Source organism: Glutamicibacter sp. MCAF14 (assembly GCF_052114325.1).
Lineage (GTDB): Bacteria > Actinomycetota > Actinomycetes > Actinomycetales > Micrococcaceae > Glutamicibacter > Glutamicibacter arilaitensis.
Genome location: NZ_JBFREO010000005.1, coordinates 201,956 through 220,111, shown reverse-complemented (window position 1 = coordinate 220,111; position 18,156 = coordinate 201,956). Strand labels below are relative to the sequence as shown.

Annotated in this window: 17 protein-coding genes and 1 riboswitch; of the genes, 9 read left to right on the top strand and 8 right to left on the bottom strand. The window is 57.9% G+C overall.

The window, feature by feature from the left end; translation table 11 throughout:
• Nucleotides 1–10: 10 nt before the first annotated feature.
• Both ggt and AB4Y71_RS13050 read right to left on the bottom strand, forming a co-directional pair.
• Nucleotides 11–1,834, bottom strand: coding sequence for a gamma-glutamyltransferase (gene ggt, locus AB4Y71_RS13055; RefSeq protein ID WP_441720904.1), 1,824 nt, complete (start codon nucleotides 1,832–1,834; stop codon nucleotides 11–13).
• A 215-nt stretch (nucleotides 1,835–2,049) separates the two neighbouring features.
• Nucleotides 2,050–2,913 carry an NmrA family NAD(P)-binding protein gene (locus AB4Y71_RS13050; RefSeq protein WP_102598701.1) on the bottom strand — a complete coding sequence of 288 codons (864 nt, stop codon included), beginning with the start codon at nucleotides 2,911–2,913 and terminating at the stop codon, nucleotides 2,050–2,052.
• 282 nt (nucleotides 2,914–3,195) lie between these two features.
• A riboswitch (SAM riboswitch) is annotated at nucleotides 3,196–3,285 on the top strand.
• An 84-nt stretch (nucleotides 3,286–3,369) separates the two neighbouring features.
• On the opposite strand from AB4Y71_RS13050, the gene AB4Y71_RS13045 reads away from it, so the two are divergent.
• The 8 genes from AB4Y71_RS13045 (at nucleotide 3,370) to AB4Y71_RS13010 (ending at nucleotide 9,837) form a co-directional block, all read left to right on the top strand.
• Complete coding sequence (locus AB4Y71_RS13045; RefSeq protein ID WP_226910863.1) at nucleotides 3,370–4,176, top strand: methionine ABC transporter ATP-binding protein; 807 nt, start codon at nucleotides 3,370–3,372, stop codon at nucleotides 4,174–4,176.
• Nucleotides 4,177–4,192: 16 nt separating this feature from the next.
• Complete coding sequence (locus AB4Y71_RS13040) at nucleotides 4,193–4,909, top strand: methionine ABC transporter permease (protein WP_417364564.1); 717 nt, start codon at nucleotides 4,193–4,195, stop codon at nucleotides 4,907–4,909.
• Between the two features lie 42 nt (nucleotides 4,910–4,951).
• Nucleotides 4,952–5,824: a MetQ/NlpA family ABC transporter substrate-binding protein gene (locus AB4Y71_RS13035; protein WP_417364563.1), complete on the top strand. Its 873-nt coding sequence runs from the start codon at nucleotides 4,952–4,954 to the stop codon at nucleotides 5,822–5,824.
• Nucleotides 5,825–5,918: 94 nt separating this feature from the next.
• The gene (locus AB4Y71_RS13030) at nucleotides 5,919–7,136 is read left to right on the top strand and encodes an acyl-CoA dehydrogenase family protein (protein WP_441720899.1); all 1,218 of its coding nucleotides are present in this window, start codon (nucleotides 5,919–5,921) and stop codon (nucleotides 7,134–7,136) included.
• 2 nt (nucleotides 7,137–7,138) lie between these two features.
• Entirely contained in the window at nucleotides 7,139–8,557 is a 1,419-nt protein-coding gene (locus AB4Y71_RS13025; RefSeq protein WP_441720896.1) for an NtaA/DmoA family FMN-dependent monooxygenase, read from the top strand.
• A 105-nt stretch (nucleotides 8,558–8,662) separates the two neighbouring features.
• Complete coding sequence (locus tag AB4Y71_RS13020) at nucleotides 8,663–9,079, top strand: CoA-binding protein (protein ID WP_441720894.1); 417 nt, start codon at nucleotides 8,663–8,665, stop codon at nucleotides 9,077–9,079.
• Between the two features lie 10 nt (nucleotides 9,080–9,089).
• Complete coding sequence (locus tag AB4Y71_RS13015) at nucleotides 9,090–9,509, top strand: MmcQ/YjbR family DNA-binding protein (RefSeq protein WP_441720892.1); 420 nt, start codon at nucleotides 9,090–9,092, stop codon at nucleotides 9,507–9,509.
• A gap of 4 nt (nucleotides 9,510–9,513) precedes the next feature.
• Nucleotides 9,514–9,837: a putative quinol monooxygenase gene (locus tag AB4Y71_RS13010; RefSeq protein WP_102598695.1), complete on the top strand. Its 324-nt coding sequence runs from the start codon at nucleotides 9,514–9,516 to the stop codon at nucleotides 9,835–9,837.
• Between the two features lie 69 nt (nucleotides 9,838–9,906).
• On the opposite strand, the gene AB4Y71_RS13005 is transcribed toward AB4Y71_RS13010, so the two are convergent.
• The 6 genes from AB4Y71_RS13005 to AB4Y71_RS12980 form a co-directional block, all read right to left on the bottom strand.
• On the bottom strand, nucleotides 9,907–11,934 hold the full coding sequence (locus AB4Y71_RS13005; protein ID WP_441720890.1) for a 5'-nucleotidase C-terminal domain-containing protein: 2,028 nt from the start codon (nucleotides 11,932–11,934) through the stop codon (nucleotides 9,907–9,909).
• Nucleotides 11,935–12,109: 175 nt separating this feature from the next.
• Complete coding sequence (locus AB4Y71_RS13000) at nucleotides 12,110–12,325, bottom strand: hypothetical protein (RefSeq protein WP_441720888.1); 216 nt, start codon at nucleotides 12,323–12,325, stop codon at nucleotides 12,110–12,112.
• 139 nt (nucleotides 12,326–12,464) lie between these two features.
• Nucleotides 12,465–13,091 carry an HNH endonuclease family protein gene (locus AB4Y71_RS12995; RefSeq protein WP_441720886.1) on the bottom strand — a complete coding sequence of 209 codons (627 nt, stop codon included), beginning with the start codon at nucleotides 13,089–13,091 and terminating at the stop codon, nucleotides 12,465–12,467.
• Nucleotides 13,092–13,314: 223 nt separating this feature from the next.
• A complete protein-coding gene (fepB, locus tag AB4Y71_RS12990; RefSeq protein ID WP_441720884.1) occupies nucleotides 13,315–14,436 on the bottom strand; it encodes a Fe2+-enterobactin ABC transporter substrate-binding protein in 1,122 nt (373 codons plus the stop codon).
• Nucleotides 14,437–14,492: 56 nt separating this feature from the next.
• Nucleotides 14,493–16,259: an alpha/beta fold hydrolase gene (locus AB4Y71_RS12985; protein ID WP_441720882.1), complete on the bottom strand. Its 1,767-nt coding sequence runs from the start codon at nucleotides 16,257–16,259 to the stop codon at nucleotides 14,493–14,495.
• A gap of 112 nt (nucleotides 16,260–16,371) precedes the next feature.
• Nucleotides 16,372–17,559: a siderophore-interacting protein gene (locus AB4Y71_RS12980; RefSeq protein ID WP_441720880.1), complete on the bottom strand. Its 1,188-nt coding sequence runs from the start codon at nucleotides 17,557–17,559 to the stop codon at nucleotides 16,372–16,374.
• 207 nt (nucleotides 17,560–17,766) lie between these two features.
• Here AB4Y71_RS12980 and AB4Y71_RS12975 point away from each other — a divergent pair, with 207 nt between their 5' ends.
• Nucleotides 17,767–18,114 (top strand): zinc ribbon domain-containing protein YjdM, encoded by a 348-nt coding sequence (locus AB4Y71_RS12975; protein ID WP_441720878.1) that lies wholly within the window; start codon nucleotides 17,767–17,769, stop codon nucleotides 18,112–18,114.
• Nucleotides 18,115–18,156 lie beyond the last annotated feature (42 nt).

Here is an 18,156-nt window from a genome sequence, read left to right as displayed (position 1 = left end):
GCGTATCTGGCTAGTCGATCGGTTCCAGCACCATCGCTGAACCGCCACCGCGCCGCGAAGGCTCGGCTGCCGCTGTGAGCGTGCCATCGGCAGCGATTTCTACCGCTTCGACGGCGCCGATTTCAGCCTGCGGGGTGAAGGAATCGCCAGCCGGCGTGAGCTTGTGGCCAAAGGCTTCCAGAGCTGCGCCGTGCGCGTCGATGAACTCCGGTTCCGCCGTAACAGCTGCCGTATTGCGCTGGGAGGCGCGCGGTGCGGCAATGGCCTGGCTGATGTCCATGCCCAGATCAATGCGGTTCACCAGCGTCTGCAATACGGTGGTGATGATGGTTGAACCACCGGGGGAGCCAATAGCCAGCACCGGCTTGCCATCCTGCAAAACGATGGTTGGCGCCATCGATGAACGCGGGCGCTTGCCCGGATCGATGCGGTTCGGATCTGCCGGATCGTACACCGTGGAGAAATCGGTCAGCTCGTTGTTCAGCAGGAAACCGCGACCGGGAACCACCATGCCCGAACCACCGGTCTGCTCGATGGTCAACGTGTAGGAAACCATGTTGCCCCAGCGGTCAACGACCGACAGGTGGGTGGTGGAGATATTCTCCGTATCCTGCTCTGCCACCGGTTCACCGGTGTCGGCAGGGCATCGGCCATCATAGTTTTCGACATCGCCAGGGGCCACTGGCTTAACCGCAGCCTGTTGCGGATCAATAGCGCACGCCCGATCCGCACCGAACAGCTTGTCGGTCAAGGCCTGGGTGGGGACCTGGACAAATGCCGGATCACCCACGAACTTTCCTCGGTCGGCATAAGCCAGCGCAGTGGCCTCGAAATAAAGGTGCAAGGCATCGGGCTCATCCATCGCTGAGAGGTCGAACTCAGAAAGGATATTCAGCGATTCGCCGATGGTCGTTCCGCCGCTGGAAGACGGGGCCATGCCGAAGACTTCGTAGCCGCGGTAATTCACCGTTGTCGGAGCTTGCTCCACCACTTCGTATCCGGCAAGGTCCGCGGTACTCAGGGTTCCTGCAGGAACCGGGAGAGTAGTGTCATCGCTGGTGGGCGGTGCCTGAACGCTCTGGGTGATTTCGGCAGCCAATGGCCCTTCGTAGAAACCGTCAAGGCCTTGCTTGGCCAGCATTCGGTAGGTGGCGGCGAGATCTGGATTCTTGAAAATAGTCCCGACCTGGGGAGCATCGCCGCCGGGCAGGAACAATTGGCTGGTGGAGTCGAACGCGTTGAAACGTTCCTTGTTATCCAGCGTCTGTTCGCGGAAAGTCTCGTCAACTACGAAGCCGCGCGAAGCAATCTGCGTTGCCGGGCGCAGGACCTGCTTCAGGTTCTGCGATCCCCAGTTATCCAATGCGCGTTGCCAAGTGGCCAGAGTTCCGGGCACTCCGACCGCCACACCGCTAGTGACCAGTTCCGGAGTGAAGTCATACGGATCGCCCGTTGCCGGGTCGATGAAAGCATCATGGGAGATGCCAGCTGGTGCGGTCTCGCGGCCGTCAATGGTGCTGACCTTGCCGGACTTCGCATCGTAGTAGAGGAAATATCCGCCACCGCCAATGCCCGCGCTGTAGGGTTCGGTGACACCCAGTGCCGCCGCGGTGGCCACGGCCGCATCCACGGCATTGCCTCCCTTGCGCAGAACTTCAATGCCGGCGGCGGAGGCTTCGGGGTCTACCGAGGAAACTGCCCCGCCGGTGCCAATGGCCGTCGGGTCTTTCTGGGTGTGCCGTGGTTCCGCGCTCGCCGGAAGGGCTGAGAAAGCGCCCAGGCCCAAGGCGATAACTGCCGCGCAGGCAACTGACCGTAATCGTGCTCGTGACATACTTTGATCTCCTGGAAAGGTGGGGATGAAGTATGCGCAAATTTACGGGAACAGGTATGCCGTGCGTGGTTGTGACACGCAGCACTTGTTATCCGTGCGCTAATTCCGCCCTTGTCCAGCGAATATGTTTGGTTATGACACGTAAAACAGTCGGGCAGCCACCACGGCATTGAATGCCGCGAATGACTGCCCGATTAAACTCTTAGCCCCATGGATTACTTGTCCAGGTTCTCCTTGATGACCTTGCCCAGGGAAGCCGGAGTCCGGCCGATCAGCTTGGCCAGATCGCCGGAGTTGACCTCTAGCGCGCCTTCGCGAACGCGCAGATCGGTATCGACGAGAATGTGGGCGAATGCTGCGGGGACTCCGGCATCCGCATAGATCTTTTCCAGCTGTTCGGGATCCATCTGCTGGTAGGCAACATCCTGTCCGGCAGCAGCGCCAACGGCGCCAGCGAGCTGGGTGAGGGTGAACGGCTTGTCGCTGCCCAGCTCGTAGATCTTGCCACTTTGCTCCTCCTCCGAGAGCAGTACCGCCGCGGCGGCATCGGCGTAATCGGCACGGGCTGCAGCACTGATCTTGCCCTCGCCGGCGGCACCGAGCACCATGCCGCTGTTGAGGTAGCCCATCAGCTGGTCCGTGTAGTTCTCGATGTACCAGCCATTGCGCAGCAGCACGTAATCGATGCCGGAACCGGCCAGCAGGCGTTCGGTGGCGATATGCTCCTCGGCAAGCTTCATTCCGCCGGTCAAAGCGTTGGCAATAGAGGTGTACGCGATCAGCTGGACATCCACCTTCTTGGCGGCGTTGATGACGTTCTCATGCTGCGCCACGCGCTGGCCTACCTCGCTGGCTGAAATCAACAGCAGCTTGTCTACGCCCTTCAGCGCGGATACCAGTGCCTGCTCAACGTTGTAATCAGCAACGCGGGTTTCCAAGCCCTTGCCCGCCAGCGGTTCCAGCTTCTGCGCTGAACGTCCAATGGCAACCAGATCAGCGGCCTTCGCGCCGCGCGCCAGCAGCGCATCGACGACTAGATTTCCAAGCTGTCCGGTGGCACCGGTAATTGCGATCTTCATGAGGTCCTCTCGTTGGTCTGCAATCTAGTACAACCACCGCAGGCAGTGCAGAATTCCCCTCCAGGATTGCTAGCGCAAACAAGTACACGTTAGGAAAATACTCCGGCGGCTTCGTCATGAAAGAGGTAATTCGCGAAATATGTCGGATTGCGACGTGGATTATTGCGCGATTTCCGTGCATCGGCGGCCGGAGTATGACTTCATGACGCAGATTGAAGTAACTCTTGCTGGTCTGCGGGCATCAGCTGCAGACTTGAATTGTTCGGCCCGTACAGCCGGCACACACCATCCAGAGCGACTGAGAGATCTGGCTCAACGACGTCGCAGCAACCACCCGAGAGGGAGCGGTGCTACAGCCAGAACCGATGGAGTTCTTTTACTTCGCGGCGCAAAAATCTGTGGACCGCAGATTCTGTTCGCGAAGTACGCTCCGCATAATCAAGCACCAAAGGAGCGATGATGATTCGACTTGAAAACGTAACTACCACCTTCGGCAAGGACCAAGACCAGTTCACTGCCGTCAAGGATGTCTCGCTGGAAATCCAAACCGGAACCATCCATGGAATTATCGGGTTTTCCGGTGCCGGCAAGTCAACGCTGCTGCGCAATATCAATTTGTTGCAGCGTCCTACGTCGGGGGAGGTATTCGTTGACGGCATCGAACTGACCGGGTTGAGCGAAGGCGAGTTGCGCAAGCAGCGCCATGAGATCGGGATGATTTTCCAGCATTTCAACCTGCTGAACAACCGCAGCGCACAGCAGAACGTCGAGCTGAACCTGAAGTTTGCCGGTGTGCCGAAAAAAGAACGCCGTGAACGTGCGCTGGAAGCGCTGTCCATTGTGGACCTTGCCGATAAGGCCACGGCTTACCCAGGACAGCTTTCGGGCGGCCAGAAACAGCGCATCGCCATTGCCCGCGCACTGGTCACTGAACCCAAGGTCCTGCTGTGTGATGAGCCAACCAGCGCCGTGGATCCGAGAACGACCACCTCGGTGCTGCAGTACCTCAGCGACATCAACGCCAGCCTAGGCATCACTACCGTCATCGTCACCCACGAAATGAACGTCATCAAGGCCATTGCGGACAAGGTCTCCGTCATGGAAGACGGTGCAGTAGTCGAAGAGTTCGCGCTGAGCTCGCTGCACGAACCAAGCTTTGAGCCAACCACGCCAATCGGCCGCTACCTGATCAGCGACGAAATCACGCTGAACCGGAGCTCCAAGCCGGCCCCAGCCCTGGCTGTCGAACTGGCCCGCGTATAGAGAACCTGGATTACCAATGAACTTCACCTCACTAGTGCTAGCCACGAGCAACGGCAGCGCAGCAGCTTTCAGCTTTGACCGCATCATCGAACTTGCCCCGGAAATCTGGGTAGCCATGGCACAGACCTTTGCAATGTTGCTGGTCTCCATCCCAATCGCCATTCTCCTGGGAACCCCGCTGGGCATCTGGCTTTACTCCATGTCGCCCAACGGCTTGCGTCCGCGTCCGCGACTGCACCGGATCGTGGACGGGCTGGTCAATACGATCCGATCTTTCCCGTTCCTGATCCTGCTGATCGCGATCATTCCCTTTACCAGATTTGTCGTGGGAACCACCATCGGCACTGCGGCGGTCATCGTGCCGCTGACCATCAACGCGATACCTTACTTCGCCCGTTTTGTGGAACAGAACATCAGCCAGCTGGGCAACGGCGTAGTTGAAGCTGCACAGGCCATGGGGGCCACCCGCGGACAGATCATCCGCGAAGTTCTGTTGATCGAAGCCAAACCAGCGCTGCTTTCCTCCATCACCATCATGACCGTCAGCTTCATCTCGTACTCGGCCATGGCCGGCCTGGTCGGCGGAGGCGGCATCGGGGACTTCGCCATCCGCTACGGCTACTACCGCTATGAAACCGGCGTCATGTTGCTGGCCATCGTCCTGATGATCCTGCTGGTGCACGCGGTCCAGTTCTTCGGAACTCGGCTATCGCGGGCCGCAGACAAGCGCTAATCCACGACTTAACTAACTCGCATCTCAGCAAAGGAAAACACCATGGCATTTTCTCGCCGCACCTTCTTGACCTTCACCGCCGGCTCCGCCGCGATCCTCGCACTGACTTCTTGCGGCCTGGCTGGCGGGCAGGCCGCTGGCTCGGGTAACAAGACCATCAAGGTTATCGTTACCGAATCCGCGCCGAGCCAGGAACCAACCAAAATCGCCCAGAAGCTCCTGGCGGAAAAGGGCTGGAACTTGGAAGCCACCTATGTCACCGACATCGTGCAGCCAAACCACGTGGTCTCCAACGGCGAATACGATGCCAACTTCTTCCAGCACGGTGCCTACCTCGAACAATTCAAGAAAGACCAGAACGTCGACGTAGAGGCAGCCTTCTACATGTACAGCTCGCCCGCAGGCGTGTACTCGAACAAGTATGACGACATCAAGGACCTGCCAAAGGGTGCCACCATCGCGCTTCCGGTGGATACCGCCAACAACGGACGCGCGCTGGCCCTGCTGGACAAGGCCGGCCTGCTGAAGGTGACCGAAGGCAAGAGCGTGCTGCACCTGTCGCAGAACGACATCTTGGAAAACCCCAAGGGCTTCAAATTCGTTGAGGTAGACCAGCAGTCGCTTTCCAAAACATTGCCTGACGTTGATGCTGGTTTCCTCTTCGCCCGGCTAGGCGCCGAAATCGGCCTCACCCCCAAGGACGCGCTGCTCTTTGAAGAGGAAGAAGAAGCGCTTCCGTACATCAATATCATCGGCGCAAAGCCCGGGTTTGCGGACACCGAAAAGGGCAAGGTCCTGGAAGAGGCCTACCACTCCGAGGAAGTTCGCGAATGGTACGCGAGCTACCTCGACGGTGCGCTGGGCACCCCATGGGATCGCGATCTGGAAGCAGACTTCGCGACCTGGAACAAGTAGCTTCCCACCCCCGCGACGTTGAATATCCACGTCGTGGGGCCGCCACTTTTTCTGCCTAATTATCCAGAAAATCGACGTCGTGCAGGGAGAACCAATGACGATTACCGCCACAGCGGCTACCGAACACCGCTACCAGGAACTGCTGGCGCGCTTCAGCCCGGTGTTCGCCCACATTGCGCAGGGCGCCACCGAACGCGAGCAACAGCGCATTCTTCCGTTTCAGCAGGTGCAATGGCTTAAAGACGCCGGGTTCACCACCTTGCGGGTGCCAGCAAGCCATGGCGGCTCACCGATCAGCCACGAACACCTGTTCCGCTTGCTGATCGAGCTGGCCGCAGCTGACTCGAATGTGGCGCACCTGCTGCGCAGCCACTTCTCCTTTGTCGAAACCATTTCCCTGCAGCCCGAGGAATTCCAGGACCGCTGGTTCCCGCGGGTGCTGGCCGGCGAGATTTTCGGCAATGCCGCCACCGAACGCGGCGGCAATGCCTTGGGCACCACCAACACCAAGCTGGTCCAGACCGAACAAGGCTGGGTGCTGCGCGGCGAAAAGTACTACACCACCGGTTCGATCTTCGCTGATTGGGTGGTGGTCATGGCGACCACCGATGGTGTGGAAGGACGCCAATACGCCATCATTGATCGCCATGCCCATGGCGTGCAGATCCTTGATGACTGGGACGGCTTCGGCCAGCCGCTGACCGGCACCGGAACTGCGATATTCACTGACGTTGCAGTTCAGGAAGCCAATATCATCCAGCGCAAGGTAGCTTCCACCCTCGAACCTGCATTCTTCCAGCTGTGCCTGCTCGCCGTACTGGTAGGCATCGGCAAGGGAGCCCGCAACGCTGCTGCGGAGATCGTTGCCAACCGCACGCGCACATTCAACACCGGTTCAGGTGCGCTGTTCAAGGATGATGCGCAGATCCAGGAACTTGTCGGCCGTTTGGCCGCCAACATCTTCGCTGCCGAATCCATCGTTGTCACTGCAGCCCGCGAACTGGACGCGGCCCTCGATGCGGAGCTGGGGTTGGATCCGCAAGCTGCCTACCTGCGCGCAGAGCTGGCCGTCCAGCAAGCCCACGTGGCCACGCCCAAGCTTGTCTTGGACGCCACCAGCGAGCTCTTCGACGTTACCGGCGCCTCGGCAGTGTCGAGGTCCAAATCGCTGGATCGCTTCTGGCGCAATGCCCGCACGGTGGCCACTCACAACCCGGTGGCCTTCAAGGCCCGCTCGGTGGGCGACTACTTCATCAACGGCACCATTCCAACCGGGCTGAACTCCATCGGCGAAGCAAAGGCAGGAAATTAATCATGGGTACTTTCAACTCGCGCCCGCGTTTGCTGCTTTCGGCTTTCCTGATGAACACCTCCAGCCATATCCTTGGCGGAATGTGGCGCCACCCGGAAGCGCAGCAGCATCAATTCAACGAGCTAAGCCTCTGGGTTGATCTGGCCAAGAAGCTGGAAGAGGCAAAGTTCGATTCCCTCTTCTTTGCTGACGTGGTTGGCCTTTACGGCGATCATGAGGGTGGTTGGGCTTCGCACGTGCGCAAGGGGCTGCAGACGCCAAGCCATGATCCGCTGGTGCTGCTTTCGGCGTTGGCCGCCAGCACCAAGGACATCGGCCTGGCGATGACCAGCTCGGTTATCCAAGCCCACCCATTCCAGTTCGCCCGCCAGATCTCCACCCTGGATCATCTTTCGCAGGGGCGCGTAGCGTGGAACATCGTCACCAGCGTGCTGGAAAATGCTCACCGCAACTTCGGCAGCCAGGAACTGGTTGGACACGATGACCGGTACGGCTGGGCTGAAGAGTACGTGGATGCCGCCTACAAGTTGTGGGAGGGATCTTGGGAAGACGACGCGTTGCTGGCCGACAAGATTTCTGGTGTCTATGCCGACCCGGCAAAGGTCAATAAGATCAACCACCGAGGCGAGTACTACTCCATTGATGGGCCGCACTTGGCCTTGCCAAGTGCCCAGCGCACCCCGTTCCTTTTCCAAGCCGGTTCATCGCCTCGCGGCTCGCAGTTCGCCGCCACCCATGCCGAGGCGACTTTCCTCTTTGCCCCGCACGCGCAGTACGTGGCGAAGAAGAACGCCCAGCTGATCGAGAACCTAGCTGCCGCCGGCCGAAAACGGGAGGACATCAAGGTCTTTGCCGGCTTGTCCTTTGTCGTCGGTTCCACCGAGGCCGAGGCCAAGGCCTTGGAAGCTGAATACGACGAATACTTGGATTTGAACGCCATCATTGCGCATATCGGCGGCGGAATCGGCGTGGATCTTGGCGGACTGGAGCTGGATACCCCGATCGGCGAGATCCAGACCGAGGGCGCGCAGGGCGTGCTTGAAGCAGCCCGTGCCTCGGTACCGGGCGGAAATCCGACCCTGCGCGACTTGGCCTATTACCGTGCCAAGGCGCAACAGCTGGTGGGCACCCCGGAGCAGATAGTTGATGAGCTCGAACGCTGGCAGGATGCAGGAGTCGACGGGCTGAACGTCATGAACCATGTGCTGCCTGGATCGTACGACAACTTCATTGAGGGAGTTCTGCCGGAACTGCGCCGTCGCGGACTGGCACAGACGAAGTATGCACAGGGCAGCTTGCGCAACAAGGTCTTTGGCCGTGGTGATTACCTGCCCGCGGATCATCCTGCAGCCAAGCACCGCGGCGCCTTCTCGAATAACAGTGCTGCGGCTACCGAGAAAGCAGTCCAGCCGCAGCTGTGAAATTCAAAAGCTTGAAGGGCAAGCGCTATGGATGGGTCCTAGGCGCTTGCCCTTCTTTTGGCCTGTAGGCGTTCAGAGCGCCAATAAAGCGGTATGGTGTCGTGCATGTACACCCACCACGTAAATGACCCCGAAACGATACCCAGGCTATTGAGCACGCCTGGACGCTGGGCAGTTGTCGGACTGACCAATAATCCGGCTCGCGTGGCTCCTTCCATCGCACGTTTTTTGCGTGATGAGCTATCCATGCAGATTATTCCGGTCTCGTTGAGCGCTGAAACCGTGATGGGAGAACCGGGGTTTGCGAAGCTTGCAGATATTCCCGGACCCATTGACGTAGTGGACTGCTTTGTGAATTCGTCCAAGGTCGGGGACATCGTTGACCAGGCCATTGCCGTTGGCGCCAAAGCGGTATGGCTGCAGCTGGGCGTCGTCGATGAGGCCGCTGCGCTGCGGGCCAAGGACGCAGGATTGGATGTAGTGATGGATACCTGCCCCAAGATCGAGTATCCGTTCCGGTAGTGAGGCACGGATGGAAAACGCAGCTGGTGACGAAGAATTGGAAAGCATGTGGGCGCAGCTGTGCCTGAGCATGCCAGGAGCTTACGCGGATTATCCTTTTGGGCCGGAGAGCACCGTATTCAAGGTGGCCGGGCGTGATTCGAGCAAGGGCAAGATGTTCGGTTTGCTCATGCACCTGCACGGTGAGTTGGTACTGAACTTGAAATGCGAACCGGCGCTGGCAGACCAGCAGCGCAGTGAGCATGCGCAGATCTCACCGGGCTATCACATGAACAAGAAGCACTGGAACTCCATCCGCGCGGGCCTCGACCTGCAATTGATGCGCGAACTCGTCGAGGATTCCTTTGATCTTGTGGTCGACGGCATGCCTGGACGGGATAAAGAATACATCCGTTTGCAAGCGACTATTAGCAAAGGAAGCCTAGACTAGAGGCATGTACTTCATCGTTGTTAAATACCAAGTAAAGCCAGAATCCACCGCGAACTTCATGGAACAGGTTGCCGAATTCACCGCCGCTACCCGCGCTGAAGAGGGCAACATCTTCTTCGATTGGTCCGTTAGCGTCGAGGATCCAAACGAATTTGTTCTCGTTGAAGCTTTCCGTGATGACGAAGCTGCTGCGGCTCACGTGAACTCCGCGCACTTCTCCGCGGGCATCGAATCAATGCGTCCGCACCTGGTCTCCACCCCGAAGATCGTCTCCCGCAAGGTAGATGGCGAAGGATGGGACTCGATGGGCGAACTGGTCATCGACTAGTTCTTGGCAAAGAAGCAAAGCTAAAGGGAAGAACCATTTGGTTCTTCCCTTTAGCTTTGCCAGCAGCCTTTAGCGGCCGGCCTTGTTGCCGAAGCGGCGTATCAGCAGCAAGGCGATGCCAATCAGGACAACTGCGCCTGCGATGATGCCGATCCAACTTGCATTGAAACCGGTGTCAGCAAGGTTCTCAGTATTCTGATCTTTGGAATCGTCCTTCTGCTCGCTCTGTGGTTTCTCCGATGAATCAGCGGACTGAGTTGCTTCCTCAGAAGACTGCGGTGAATCGGTTGCATCATCGGTCGCCTCCTCCGACGATTCCGGTGATTCGTCCGGAGCAGTTGAATCCTCGGTCGGATCCGTTGAATCCGGCGACTCGGTCGGTTCCTCAGCCTCGAACAGAACTGCACGGCCCAGCGGAGCCGGGTCAACAACGTCGTGCGCCTTGAAGTAGTTCACCGTAGCGTCCAGATCAACCTGGCCGGAGTCAGCATGATTGGCACCGGCTGCGAACGCAGCGAAGTTATCGCCACCGGTAGCCAAGAAAGCGTTGGCTGCGACGCGGAAGGTTGCTTCCTCGTCCAGCGGCTCGCCTTGGAAGGTGATGTCCTTGATGTGCTCGCCTTGGGCAGCATCCTCAACGTAGGTGTAGAACAGCCCCTCGGAAATACCCAGATGCAGCTTGCTGCGCTCCGACCCTTCTGGCTGCCACTGCTGTTCCAGGGCCTCGCGGATCTGCGCTCCGGTGAGGTCGAAGGTGATCAGGGTGTTGGCGAATGGCTGTACTTCTGCAGCGTCCTTGTAGGTCACCGCGCCATCTTCGCCGAAGAGCAGATCGGCACGCAGGCCGCCTGGGTTCATGAAGGCAATTTCTGCCGGTTCTCCCGCGAAGTCTTCATTGGAGGTAGCCCAGAGGTGGATATCAGCGACGGTATTACCCAGCGTCGATTCAACGCCACGGTCCGAGCCTGGTTCATCTCCGCCACGAAGGATGTCGTCAGAAATTGCACCGACCTTCACGCTGCCGACTACTTCAGCTTCGGCTTCAGCCTTGCTCACGATGTCTGCAACCGCGGTGTTGGCCTCAAAGTTGGCAGTCCATTCGCCCGCAGCGTCCTCGCTTACCAACTCAATGCGCTCGGTGCCTGCTTCAGTGACCTCGCCTGTTTCAGCGTCCACCTGCAAGGAGACCTTGCCCAAGGTGGTGCCGTACTGGTGGGCCTGGATTACCGGACGCTCTGCGATCTCGCAGTCGTAGGACTGGTGCGTGTGGCCCGAGAAGATGGCATCGATCTCGGTGCTTGCGCCGCGAACGAGCTTGCCATAAGTGGTGTCTTCGGTGGCAATATCTGCGCACTGGTCGCCAGCGGACCCATTGTGGGTCAGCAGTACCAAAACCTCAGCTTCGCCATTGGCCTCATCGCCATCGGAGAGCTGCGCGGCTACACGGTTAGCTGCCTCTAGTTCACTGCCGAATTCCAGATCGGCAATGCCCTCGGGTGATACCAGCGAAGGCATATCTTCTGTAACCGTGCCGATGAAGCCCACGGAAACGCCGGAGACTTCGCGGATCGCATATTCTTGAAGGGCCGGGGTTGTCGTGCCCTTCTCATAGACGTTGGCTCCCAGTGCGAAGTCGCCGCCGTTTTCGCCGGTGGAAGCGGTGTAGCTGTCGACAACGCGCCCCGTCAGATCCTCGAAGCCCTTGTCGAATTCGTGGTTGCCGACCGCTGAGACATCCAGTCCGCCAACGCCCAATGCCGAGATGGTCGGCTCGTCAGCCTGCGAGGCCGAAGCAAAGGTTGATGCGCCGATGTTATCGCCCGCAGAGACGAATAAAGTGTTTTCGTTTGCGGCACGCAATTCATCTACAGCGCCAGCCAGCACGGCAGCGCCTGCGGAGGCCCTGTCAGCGGAAATGCGACCGTGGAAGTCATTGATGCCCACCAGATCGACGGTGACCGTGCCGGTCTCCGCTGCTGGGGAAGCGGTAGCGTTCTGCGTGTTTGCAGCTTGGGCGGCTGCTGCACCGGTTGCGGCCAACGAAATCGTTGCCAGCGACGCGATGCCGAGTTTTCTCATCTGCCTGAATGCAGACATGCGGACTCCTAAAAGTGACGAGTGTGACAAACCCTATGTCTATCGCATTTGAATGAACCTGTCGATGCTTTGGCGTTAATTTCAGGTGCAGAAGTAGCAAGTTCTGTCGGTAAACAACGAAAGCAACCTCCAAGCCAAAGGCTCGGAGGTTGCTTTCGTAAGAAGATCCAGGCGGTTATTTCCTGCGCTCGTGCGGGGGATCTCCTGCGGTGACCGTAGAGGTTCCCAGGATCGAGCTCAGGAGCAGCATAGCTGCTCCAATGAACATCAGGGTGGAGACCACCCAGCAGGCGGTGGCGGTATCACGCTGTGTCGTGGACAATGCAAAGGCGAATAAGCACACGCTGGAAATCAGCAGGAGGATTCCCGGGATTCGTGTCTTCATCATCATGCGCCTTTGCAGTAGAGGAATTGGCCAAATCATCGCGGAACTTAATCGCAAACGTATTGAATAACATCAATCTTGCCACAAATCCATCAATTTGACGATAAGTCTTAAGGTGGATATTTCCTGTGAAGATCCAACTCTGCTAGATGCAGGACGTCAGGATGTCCTTGATTTTGGCGTGCTCCGCCTTGGTCATCCACACGTCGTACTTGGCCTTGACCTGAGTTTGCCGGGAAACATAGGCGCACCGGAAACTCTTGTTAGGCGGCAACCAGGATGCTGCGTCCTTATCCCCCTTGGAAGCATTGGTCGGACCATCGGAAGCCAAAAGGTTCAATGGGTCGTTCGCGAACTCCAAACGGGTTTCGGCGTCCCATCGCTGGGCACCCTTCTGCCAGGAGTCGGACAATGCGACAACGTGATCGATCTGCACTGCAGTGCTGGTCTGCTGTCCGCGCTGGAACTGAATGGTCTTGCCCGTGTACGGATCATCGAAAGTTCCGCTGAGCACCACGCAGGGGCGGGAAGCCGACTTGTAAGTTACGTTCACTAAATCGCGTGCGAGGATATCGTTTCGAGCATCGCACCCATTGCGATCGGGATCTTTCCAGCCCTTACCGAACTTTGAACGTTCGTAACCGGTTTTTGGCGCCCTGCCTTTAACCGCGACTTCATTGAGCAATTCGAGGGATTCCGCATAAGACTCACGCTGTTCTGCGGCGGTTGATGCAGGTGCTGCTTGTGCATCAGGCAGAGGTGGCAGCTCCAAGTTCTCCAAAGCGGAGCACGAGCTTAAAGCCAGAGTGGAAACAAGGGCGAACAAAGAAATGGTGCGACGCAGCAAGCGCATGCGGTAGTACTGCTCCTAAGGTGGTCGGGCCTTGAGCTCGAAGAAGCTCTGCTTTGAACTATAGGCAGTCGCACCGACCGTTTGGCTTTGCGTGCTCCGTGTTGCCACGTGACATCGAACCCGCTGGACTCAAGGAGAACTGCTACTCAAGTTCTGAAGAGGTGAGGCCAGGAAAATCGTGTTCGAAATAGTCCAAGATTTCCTGGGCAGCGTAGTAATCCAGCAGGTGGGGAGCGTCAAGCGCGAAGACACTGCCGCTTTGCACCGAAGGCAGCTGGGCTAAGGATTCATCTGAGATGAATTCGGTGGTCGACTTCTTATCTGCAGCCAAGAGGAAGGTAGCATCAGCAACGAGCGTGGCTGGCAAGTCGTTGTAACTGACGAAACTGAAATCCTCTCTCGGCTGGGTAGAAGTGTCGAACTTCTTTGGCGTCGAGACCATGGAGAATCCGAGCCCTCTGAATAATTGCGCGTGTGGTCCGGTGGCTTTAGCGAGCGGTGAGATGCCGTGGGCCGAGTAGGAAAGCAACGATGCAGTGGTGCCGGATGGGATCGCCACCAAGCCTTTTAGCGTTGCAACGCGGTCATTGATGGCAGAAGTGTTCTGTTGCGCTTTTTCCTCGGTGCCGGTGGCTTCCCCTAGCGATACAGATAGTTCCTCCCAATCCTTATCTGCGTAGTCCACAACAATGGTTGGTGCAATCTTCTGCAAGAAGCCTAGGCTATCTTTCTCTGAGTCTGCCCCGGTTGCCGCTACAACGATGAGATCAGGTTTTTGGTCCTTGATTTCCTCCAGATCAAACTTCCCGATTTCATAGAGCGGATCAACTTTTCGATCCGAAGCAACATCAGCCCATTGCTTGAAGAAACCATCGTCATCAGTGGCAGGCCCAGAGGGTGCTGTTGCACTGGCAATGACCGGTGCGTCCAAGGCCAAGAGCGAACCAGTGAGCGCTACCGAGGTCGAGACGATGCGCTCAGGCTTCGCAGGAATCACTATGGCGTTGTCCGTCGAATCAGTGAACGTGCGTGGCCAATGCCCGACCTCGAATACCGCGGTACCAGCGTCTCGCTCCGTCTCGGTAGGCGTACTCCCACAGGAGCTGAACGAAACAGCAAAGGCGCCGATGCAAAAAGCAACTGCAGTTCGAGACAAGATGGGACGCACTAAGAATCTCCTGGACCGATGGCCGAAAATGGCTCGACGGCATAGAACGGCTATGAATGAATGGACATCAGTTATGAACCATTTTATGGTCCCCATCTATCGGCGAGCGACCTGGCTCAGAATGACAGGGATCAGGCTGATTGCGCGAACGGCTATTTCTTGCACAGGGTGGCGTCTTCGGGGAAGTCAGGAATCCCGTCAAGCAATGAACGGGTGTAAGCCACGAGATCCTGGTTGAGCGCAGACCCTGTCCCCACCAACGGCATGTGGTCCAGTCCTGCGTATTCGAGGTAGCCGGCATGAACATCAGAGGTACATGAACGCTTGAAGAATTCACGTTGCATCCAGGGCAGCACTAAGGAGTCCTCAGCTCCTTGGGCAATGAATACAGGGTAATCAACAGGCATGACCGAAGAGTTGCGCAGCAATATTGCGTGCAGCTGTCCGTCGAGTTCCGCTGGGGTGAAAATTGGTTCGAATAGCTGGCTTGACTGGGCAAGCCCAGTCAGTGCTCCTGTACCTGAGAAACAATTCTGCGATAGCTGATTCACCGCCATCCGTGATCTTGCAGTTAAACGCTTTTCAATCCCCAGTGCTGGATACAGCTGATTCCAGCTGTAGGCGATATAGCTGGAAATGATTTTCCCTGCCGAGGTATCGGCAACCGACTCGGCTAAATTCGGCAGATCAGTTGCCGGCGCCATGGCGGCAACGCCGAGAATGTCCAGATCTGGTGCGTAATCCAAAGCGGATTCTGCTGTGGCCAAGGCCGCGTGACCACCTTGGGAGTGGCCCCACACCACACTGGAGTCTCCTAGCTGGACACCGTGTGAACCCAAGTCCTGCAGTTGGCGTGCTGCGAGTGTAGCGTCAAGCACCGCGTTGGCTTCGGCAGCAGGAATCAAATAGGGGTGGGGCCCAGCGGTGCCCAACCCGATGTAATCGGTGGCAACGATTGCCCATCCGTCAGCCAGCATCGTTTCACGGGCTCGTGCTGGACCATCATCGTAAGGATTTGCTGCCATGGACAGTGCGCACTGGGAAGTAACTCCTTTGGTGCCGTTGGCCCAAGAAATCACCGGCAAAGTTCCCTTGGCAGAATCGGCAATGGTCACCACGCCCGAAGCAACGGCGGCAGCGCCGTCAGGGCCTTGCGTCGTATAGATGATCCGCCAGGCCAGCGTATTCGGCAGCGTATTAGCTTCCAGCGGCTCAGCCCGTAGCAACTGACCATGCGCAGCAGGAACGCTGGCCGGTGGCAAGTAGAAATCATCCGCGGCGGCCAGCTGATTTTGGCTATGGAGGTACGCGGTGGCTGTTCCCAAACCGAGTACGGCTGCGAGCCCCAGTGCGCTCAACCCCGTCAGGCCAGCCTGGCCGGCCGTGCGCATCCAAGCAGGAATCTTCCGCACCGGATGCTCGAAGGCAGGGTGCAAGCAGCGCACGCCCAGAAGAAACAGCCAGCCGCCAAACGCGACACCAAGCACCCACAATGAGAGTCGTGGCCAAAAGATCACCAAAACGGCGCCGAAGATGCCGGTCAGAGCAGTCAGGGCGCCACGAAAGCAATACTTCTGCCGCCCACGGAATACGGCAGCTAGTCGAAGCACTCCGCCAACGAGAAGCACCAGTGATACAGCCAGTGCTAGGACCGGCAAACTGGCCCCATGCCAGAACGGCAGTCCGATGCCACTGAATACCAGCAGCCCGCCGGCGAGCATCAGCGGCCAACGGCGTACGGAACCATCTCTCAATTCGGCAAAGCGCAGCAGGCCCGAGATCACAAGACCGGCCGCCAAAAGCCAAATGATCAACCGCACCGCGCTCGCCGAGTTGAATACCAGAACGAGTCCGATGGCGATCAGCAACACACCACCGAGTAAGCGCGCGAAGTTGTTGGTGCTACTGGGCTGAGCCATGAACAATCCTTGATTACCCAAGTCAGATGTGATTCTTCCAAGGTTATCCGGCTTTCGGGTGCTTGACCCAGTGCAAGCAGGGGTGATGCTGAAGAATGAGCTGATTAAACTTCTAGCGGCGCATTCTGCCCTCGCGCAGGGTCCAGTAGGAAGAAAGGTGGGTGGCTCGCTTGTCCAGGTTCCATCGCTGTACAACCCGGCTGATTTCCTTGACTGCGGAGCGCTCAGCATGAGCGATTACCCCAATCCGGGAATGAGGCAATGGAAACGAGACGAGTGCGTCGGCAAGCACAGTGCTTCGGCCTGCGGGAGCACCATCGCGCGAGAGCCAACGCAAAACAACGCCTGGAGGATGTTTCACGTCAAACATTGCATTTTGATCGGCAACTTCGAGCAGAGCTACGCCTTGCGATTCTGGGTGCAAGGCCTCTAGGGCTTTGCTGATTGCGGGGATACCTGCCTCGTCCGCGGCCAACACGTAGTAGTCGGCATTCAGTGAAACCGAAGACTTGCTTCGGGACGGTGAAATAACTAACGGGGCCCCGGGCTGCACAGTCCCCGCCCAATGTCCTACAGTTCCCGGCTCGCCGTGGACGACGAAGTCGATGGCTATTTCTGGCACGAGCGCGTCGATCCAACGTACTGTGTAGGACTTGGAGCGCGGCACTTGTTCGCGGGGAAGCCGGCGCCGCAAGTCCCGCAGGTCATAGGGGGGAACTAAACCGAGGGCAGAGTCGGCGACAAAAACTTTCACATACTCATCGATAGCTCCATTGGAGCGGTAGCCATCCAAATCAGGGGCACCGGCCATGATCCGCACCATCTGATCGTTCAATCGCTCGATCCGGGTAATCGTCAAAACGTGCTGATCAACCTTTTTCATTGGATATTCCACATGTCCAAGGGCAGGGACGTGCTGGGCTAGTGGTTCCTCATAGCTGTCTGTCTCGGTAGGAGCCCAGGGCGGGGGATCAACAGGTGATGCAGGTGCAGGAGCATGCGATGGAGCGTGCTGGTAATGCTTGAAGGACGTGCGCAGCGTCTTGTCCAGCACCTTGCGTGCAGCACTGAGGGCAGCCGCGGCACCGGCCCGTTCAGCCGCGGCCAACAGCTCGCCGGTTTGCTGTTCGTTGAGTGCCGAGCTGTTGCCAATGCTTCGGTATAGCTGTTCCTTGGCTACGGCATGTCCTGCTTTGGCTCCTGCTTTTTCAGCCTGAGCGAGGATTTCCAAGGTGAGCCCTTCGCGCGGCGTCACTGCGTACTGCGGACCGTAGCTCTTGTACTTGTGATGCTTAGACATGCTATGCCCCTAACCTGGCCAGTGTGAGCACCAGCCTGTATGCCTGAGTATGGGGGATAGTCGAGGTGGAAAACAAGTAGTTTTAAGCCGAATTCCAGCCACCCAATATGGTCTGGGGCAATGGGCAATCCTGCCCCGGAATTCCGCGGATTATTCGATATTCGATTCATTCGACAAGAGGAGTGGATGCTCACTAAAATAAGCTCCATGCCTGATACTTTGCCACCGTGCCCAGAATGCTCCAGCCAGTACACCTACGAAATGGATGCACTGCTGCTCTGCCCGGAGTGCGCGCACGAATGGAATGCTGAGGTTGAAGAAACCGAAGCCGCTGAAGCGGTCATCAAGGACGCCGTAGGCAACGTGCTGCAGGACGGCGATACTGTCAGCATCACCAAGACCATGAAGGTCAAGGGCGCGCAAAGCGCGCTGAAGGCCGGAACCAAGGTACGCAATATCCGTCTGGTCCAGGGCTCGGGCGACCACGATATCGCCGCCAAGGTCGATGGCTTCGGCCAGATGGAATTGAAGTCGTCCATCGTGAAGAAGATCTAGGTTTTTCACTCGCAGTGCCTAAGGCTCCCAGCATCCTCGGAT